The organism is Anaerosporobacter sp. (genome assembly GCF_965301125.1).
Window position 1 is genome coordinate 1 of sequence record NZ_CBDLAM010000192.1, and the last position, 6,820, is coordinate 6,820.

The following is a 6,820-nucleotide window of genomic DNA, read 5'->3' on the forward strand; positions in this document are numbered from 1 at the left end:
ATTAATATCATCTTAAAATTAGTTGTTTTATTTGTCAAGTGATTTTATTTAGGGATTTCCTACTTTAGCCCAACTTTGGTTTAATTGATTTTATATCGATTAAGTGTGTCATCAAAGTATTGATCATCTGAGAAATGTTTATCCGCTTCATTAGAAAGTTCAATTACATCTTCCAATTGATCAGTTACGGTAGCCGTTACCTCTTCTGCTGATGCAGCAGCTTCTTCTGCCACTTCCGCAATATTCTTTATAGAGTTAAGAACGTTATTTTTTTCAAACATCATTTTATTGACTTTAATAGAATTATCTTTTAATACTCGTACCAATTCTTCAACTTGTTTTGCCACTTCACCAAATCTTTCTATCGTTGCTGCTATTGCTACACTTTGGTCCTTCAAATAACCATTGGTGATATTAGTACAAACCATAGTCTTTTTTGATGTAATTTGTATCGTTTCTAAAATTTTTTGAATTTGATTCCCCGCCTCAGCAGATTGATCAGCCAAATTTCTTATTTCTTCAGCCACAACACCAAAACCTTTTCCGGCATCTCCTGCTCTTGCCGCCTCAATAGAAGCATTTAAAGATAAGAGATTTGTTTGTTTTGCAATATTTTGAATTGTTTCTATAATGCTACCAATATTAATGGAATCTTTTTCAACATCCTTAATATTTGTTGTTAACTGTTTCATCATGTCACTTGCTTCATCCGATTTTGTCCTTAATATATCCACTTGCTTCTTTCCTTCTTCAATTGACTTAATTGCCACCAAAGAATAATTCTGCATACGTTCGGAATCTTGACTTATTTGATCTAGTTTTTCCGCTAAAACTGTCATATTCGTAAAACTATCTTCTGTTTCTTGTGCTTGTTTGTTCACACCACCAGCAACTTCAGTTATAGCGCTATTGATTTCTTCCATAGAATACTTCATCTTCTCACTGGTATCGTTTAGTTCATGAGAAGATTGTTGCACATCTTCACTAAATCCTTTTACCATCTTTAAGATGTTACAAATACTCTCTACCATATCATTCAATCTATCTGTTAATAGACTGAATTCATCTTTTCTTTTTGATTTTACCTTTATAGTAAAGTCACCCTCCGAAACAACTTGCATTGCTTGAGTAAGATTTTTTACTTCTAAACTTAGAAGTTTTGCTATTCTATTTCCAACGAATAACGCTATAATACATGCTGCTATAACTAAAATTATCGTAACTAATCTAATCTCCCTGGCCGATTCAAGAATAATCGACTCAGGAATTAAACTACATATAACTAGACCAGTATTTCCGATTGATTCAGTTGTATATAAATATCTATTATTGTTCCACTTAACATAAGTACCAGTTTGCGTTTCATCAGTACTATTCTTATCAAATACTTTATTATCTAAAAAGATTGAAGCCTCCCTAACTTCACCATTCTCTATAATAATTTCCCTCTCATCAGGCGTAAGTAATGCCACATACATTCCTTCACCATTTGGTATCTTCTTTAATATGTCAGTTATGGCAGATAACGATATATCAAGATTGAGATACCCATTTCCTTTTACTAATTTTCTCGCATAAGTAAGTGAATATGTATCCTGTTTAATATTCAACACATCATCTAAGTAAGGGTGTTTTCCACCCCAACTACCTTGATTTCCTATCTTATCTACATCCTCTTTTACAGCATATTGTTCATATGCATCATCAGGAACCTTCGTACCACCATCAGTGAGATTTCCACCTTTCTCAGAGATAACGGTATACCCTGATATATAATCGCACGATCCCTTAGCCAATCTCAAAACAGCCTGTACGTCTCGCAGATTATCCATAGCTTCAGAATCCTTCTTGCCAACATTCTTTCCATAATAAGTTTTTACTTCGTCACCACTAACAATTTCATTTGCTTTATTTTCAACAGTTTCGCATAATAGCTCCCCATAAGATGCGACTGTTCCAACTGTTCCATACACAGATTCTTCATACTGTTTTCGTATATTATCCGATGCTTTATTATAGGAAATTATGCCCAGTATCACAATAAAAAAAACAGGTACTAAGTACGCTCGTATAAGTGTATGTTGAATCCTACCATGTTTCTTACGTTTCTCACGTTTCATAAACATCACCTCAACCCTTAAAATATAAAGCCAGGAACCCACTAAGGACTCCTGGCTTATCTTAACTAGCGAATACCAAGCTCAGTATCTGTCTTTGTTAAAACACTATGATCTTTTATATAATCTACTATTTCATCAACATGAGTAAATGCTAAACCTACATAACTATCTGCTGCTCCGTAATAGATTGCAATTTTTCCTGATTCTGAATCATGAATTGTTGCACAAGGGAAACATACATTTGGAACAAATCCACGTTCTTCATACCATTCTTCTGGTGTAAGAATAAAGTTTTCACAACGATATTTTACAATTGAAGGATTATCAATATCAAGAATTGCTCCTCCGATTGAGTAAACATATCCATTACAAGTTCCAGTTACACCATGGTAGAATAATAACCAACCTTCTGAAGTTTCGATTGGAGCTGCTCCTCCACCGATCTTAAGTGATTGCCACCATTCTGATCCTTTACCCATAACGTGTCTGTGTTTGCCCCAATATACTAAATCAGGACTTTCACTTAAGAAAATATCACCAAATGGTGTATGACCACTATCAGATGGTCTAGATAGTAACATATAGTTACCGTTTACTTTTCTAGGGAATAAAACTGCGTTACGATTAAATGGAAGGAATGGATTTTCTAATCTTGTGAATGTTTTGAAATCTGTAGTTTTAGCCATTCCAATTGCAGCACCATAGAAGTCTTGACACCATATTACATAATATGTATCTTCAACTTTTACCAATCTAGGATCATATGCATATTGAGGTTGGAATGATTCACCATTCTCATCTACAAAATTAATTTTCTCTTCTTCGAATTCCCAATGAATAGCATCTTTACTTCTACCTAAGTAGATAAATGGAACACCATTTACTTGTTCTCCACGAAATACACCAATAAAACTATCTTCATATGGCATAACAGCACTATTGAAGATTCTAGCAACACCTTTAACAGGGTTTCTACCAATTATCGGGTTTTCTGTATATCTCCAAACCGGTGCGTCCTTTAATCCCTCAGGTTTTTCTTGCCAAGGTACATTTGGCACTGGTTGGCTAATAATTTTTACTTTACTCATTATTTGTCCTCTCTTTCCTGTCATTCAACTAATGCAGTAATAAATTGTACTGCTCTCTTATCCTTTAACTGCACCTGCTGTAATACCACTATAAATCTGTTTCTGACAGATTATGAATATGATTAGAGCTGGCAATAGTGATATAATAACACCCGCACATATCAAGTTATATCGGTTTCCAAGTGGTCCGGTAAATGAAAATACTGATTGTGCAACTGTTTTTATTTTGTCATCTTGTAAATATAAGTTTGCGGCGTAATACTCGTTGTATGTACTTACACCTTTTAAAATCATACTTGTTACAATCGCTGGTTTTAGAAGTGGGAAAATAATCTTTCTATAAATTTGGAAATATGATGCTCCATCAATAATAGCAGATTCATCTAACGAAACAGATATATTTTCCATATACTGAATAAATATATAAATCGAAATTATATCTGTACCCATTTGCATAATAATGTAACCATATAAGTGATTGATAAAACCTAAAGTTGTCATTATTTTATAAACGGAAATTTGCATTGCAATACCAGGAAGTAATGAAGCAAATAGGAACAAGTTACGAATCAATCCGTTTCCAGGGAATTTAAATCGATTTAATACATAAGCTAACTGTGTACCAATAATAATTGCTCCAACTAATACGAAAATCATAACAATAGCTGAATTTATGAATGCACGACCCATTTCTGCATCGACAAAAGCTCTTTTAAAGTTATCGAAATTCAACCAACTTTCAGGTAGTGTCATAACATTTGTATTATTGTATTCCTCATCTGTCTTAAATGCTGTAATTACACAAGATACAATTGGTAAAACTGCTACGAATGAAAAGAATACAAGTGACAAATATTTAAAAAATATTCCTGCTACTGCAACCGGAGTATAGTGTTTTCTACGTTTTGCTGCCATTATACCGCCTCCTTCTTCTTACTCATAGCGAGACGTTTCTTCTTCTTGCTAACAATTTGATCTTCTGCATTTGCATTACGGAATGCATACTTGAAGAATAACTTTTGTAAAATAGTTACCGCAAATATGATTAAGAATAATACAATCGCCATTGCCGAAGCAAGACCGATTTTTTTATTCGTAAACGCAATATTGTTCATCTTAATGAAATATGTTGCAGTACCATTCGCACCGTTATTTGCTATAACATATGGAGGTTCAAATGCACTTAATGAACCTGTAATTGACATAATTACATTCAATGTAAAAATCGTCTTGATACTAGGTAAAATAATATGAATAAACTGTTTGAATTTATTAGCACCGTCTAGTTCAGCTGCTTCATACAACTCAGAATCCACTGACATAATAGCACCTATGAATAGTACCATGTTTTGTCCAAAATATCTCCAAATTGATGTAGCTACAAGAGAAACATTGTTTAACCCTTGCGTTCTTAACCAGTACGGAAGATTTTCAAGATCAAAGCCGCACCACTGAAGCACGGTATCAAACACAAATCCTCTTGTAAAGAAAAATCGGAATATAAATCCAATCGCGATACCACTAATTAAGTATGGAAAAAACATAAACCCTTTAAAAATATTACCGCCTTTTGTTTTAAAACTTAGTATAGTTGCCAAATACAACGCAAGAACTAACTGAATTATGGAACCAGCCATATAATAGAGAGATAATTTCAGTGAACTAAATATTTCTTTGTTTTTAAATACTTCTTTATAATTATCGAGACCTAGATACTCTGGTTTACTTGTATAGCTCATTTTATATAAACTAAATTTTGCCATTTCTCCAAATGGAATATAAGTAAACGTAAGTAACAACAAAAGAGGAATAAACATAAATGTTACGATAATTATAATTTGTTGTCCTTTTCTACTCCTTGCCCATTGAAGTAGGGACTTCTTTTTCTTATGGTCAGTATATGCTGTCATATGACCCTCCTTCTAACTGATATGATATAGAACTATCGCACAAATCTTAGTTTGTGCGATAGTATATCAAGGAAAATATAGGTATTTACTATCTAGGGATTATTAATTATTGATTAACTTCAACACTATTGCTTTCTTGTGCTGCAGTCCATTTTGCATTCCATTCAGCCATAATTTCATCGAATGTCATAGTTTTGTTTGCAGCATGTTCAATAATTTGTTGAACCTTAGTATTACCACCAGCAGATACCATTAAGTCTGAATCTGCATTAAGCGCGTTAAGAAGATCTTCTTCACCTTTAACAGCTGGATCATCAGATACTAATTCAATACCTTCGAATGCAGAATATAATTCAGGGAAGTTGTCATCATCAGCAGCGATAGGAACACCATCTTGATCATAAGATAATCCTGATTCTTCAGTTAACCATTTTACGAATACCATTGCTGCTTTTTGATTGTCTTCTGATGAGTTTTTATTGATTCCTAATCTGTAGTCAGGACCAGAAGAAGCATATTGTTTTCCATCAATTGTAATAGGGAATGACATATATCCGATATCATCTGGATTATCTCCAGCTTGTTGCATTTGTGGATATGCCCATGAGCCAAGTACCATACAACCAATTTCACCTCTGTTCAACATACCTTTTGAACCTTCCCAGTCAGTTGTAGAGTAATCGTCTTCTGTTAAACCATTAGCAACTGCATCATAAAGAACTTTGTATACTGCATAAGCTCCAGTACCATCTGCTTTGTTTTCAAATGGATTGCTCATATGAAGTAATTTTTGATTTTTGAAAGTTGCATCACCAGTAGCTGTTCCTGAAATATAATCATCCCAAGCACTCATAGTCCAACCAGCTGCATAGTTTGTATATAATGGAATTGCATCTGTTTTTTCTTTGATTGCTGTTAAAGCTGCGGTGAATTCTTCTGGAGTTTTAGGAAGTTCTGTGATTCCTGCTGCTTCAAATACTGCTTTGTTGTATACGATACCACGAGCAGTACCCATGTAAGCAACACCATAAACTTGATCGTCATAAGCCATATCTGAGGCGAAACGAACTTCAGATTCCATAGTTGCTAAATCACCATAAGAAACAAAATACTTAGATAAATCTTTTTTGTCTACTTCTGGGATCATCATGATATCACCGAAATCACCACTTTGTAAACGAAGTAATGCACTATCAGCATATGTAGTATCTGCATCAATATCTACTTTGATGTTTGGATACATTTTATTAAACTCCGCAACATACTCTTCCCATTTCTTTCCAGCGTAATCACTTTGATTCATATCTGTTCTGTTGTTGTAGAATTTAATTGTTGTTGAGATATCTGTGTAACTTTCCCCAAGTACAATGTTTGCATAGCTTAGTGTTTCATCATCAGAAACTTCAGGAGTTTCTTCTTCTGTCCCAGCGCCTTCATTTTCCTCTTTTGTTGTAGGTGTGTTTTTGCTATTATCATTCTTTTTGCTTGAGCAAGCCACCATAGATAAGGAAAGCACAACCGCTGTACCAATTGCTACAAATTTTTTAAGTCTCATAACAAATCCTCCTTTTTTGTTCAGTTACTTTTTTGTAACTTAATTTAATTATAATTTATTTTAATTTTAAGTCATCACTTATTATTGATTTTTATATATGAATATTTATTTTATTATATATTTTATAATAAATTAATATATTTAGAA

General features: G+C 33.5%; 5 protein-coding genes. All 5 read right to left on the reverse strand.

Annotation, left to right across the window (positions count from 1 at the left end; genetic code table 11):
- Window positions 1-80 precede the first annotated feature (80 nt).
- Window positions 81-2,120: a methyl-accepting chemotaxis protein gene (locus tag ACW2QF_RS16250; RefSeq protein ID WP_455717060.1), complete on the reverse strand. Its 2,040-nt coding sequence runs from the start codon at window positions 2,118-2,120 to the stop codon at window positions 81-83.
- A 65-nt stretch (window positions 2,121-2,185) separates the two neighbouring features.
- Window positions 2,186-3,208, reverse strand: coding sequence for a glycoside hydrolase family 130 protein (locus ACW2QF_RS16255; protein ID WP_455717061.1), 1,023 nt, complete (start codon window positions 3,206-3,208; stop codon window positions 2,186-2,188).
- A 57-nt stretch (window positions 3,209-3,265) separates the two neighbouring features.
- Entirely contained in the window at window positions 3,266-4,123 is an 858-nt protein-coding gene (locus tag ACW2QF_RS16260; protein WP_455717062.1) for a carbohydrate ABC transporter permease, read from the reverse strand.
- Window positions 4,123-5,118, reverse strand: coding sequence for a carbohydrate ABC transporter permease (locus ACW2QF_RS16265; RefSeq protein ID WP_455717063.1), 996 nt, complete (start codon window positions 5,116-5,118; stop codon window positions 4,123-4,125). The genes ACW2QF_RS16260 and ACW2QF_RS16265 overlap by 1 nt, the downstream gene beginning before the upstream one ends.
- A 106-nt stretch (window positions 5,119-5,224) precedes the next feature.
- The gene (locus ACW2QF_RS16270) at window positions 5,225-6,673 is read right to left on the reverse strand and encodes an ABC transporter substrate-binding protein (protein ID WP_455717064.1); all 1,449 of its coding nucleotides are present in this window, start codon (window positions 6,671-6,673) and stop codon (window positions 5,225-5,227) included.
- Window positions 6,674-6,820: the final 147 nt, after the last annotated feature.

Excerpts from the sequence above, each read along its gene's own strand:
- ACW2QF_RS16250 (WP_455717060.1), bottom strand. The coding sequence starts at position 2,120 with ATGAAACGTGAGAAACGTAAGAAACATGGTAGGATTCAACATACACTT.
- ACW2QF_RS16255 (WP_455717061.1), bottom strand. The coding sequence starts at position 3,208 with ATGAGTAAAGTAAAAATTATTAGCCAACCAGTGCCAAATGTACCTTGG.
- ACW2QF_RS16260 (WP_455717062.1), bottom strand. The coding sequence starts at position 4,123 with ATGGCAGCAAAACGTAGAAAACACTATACTCCGGTTGCAGTAGCAGGA.
- ACW2QF_RS16265 (WP_455717063.1), bottom strand. The coding sequence starts at position 5,118 with ATGACAGCATATACTGACCATAAGAAAAAGAAGTCCCTACTTCAATGG.
- ACW2QF_RS16270 (WP_455717064.1), bottom strand. The coding sequence starts at position 6,673 with ATGAGACTTAAAAAATTTGTAGCAATTGGTACAGCGGTTGTGCTTTCC.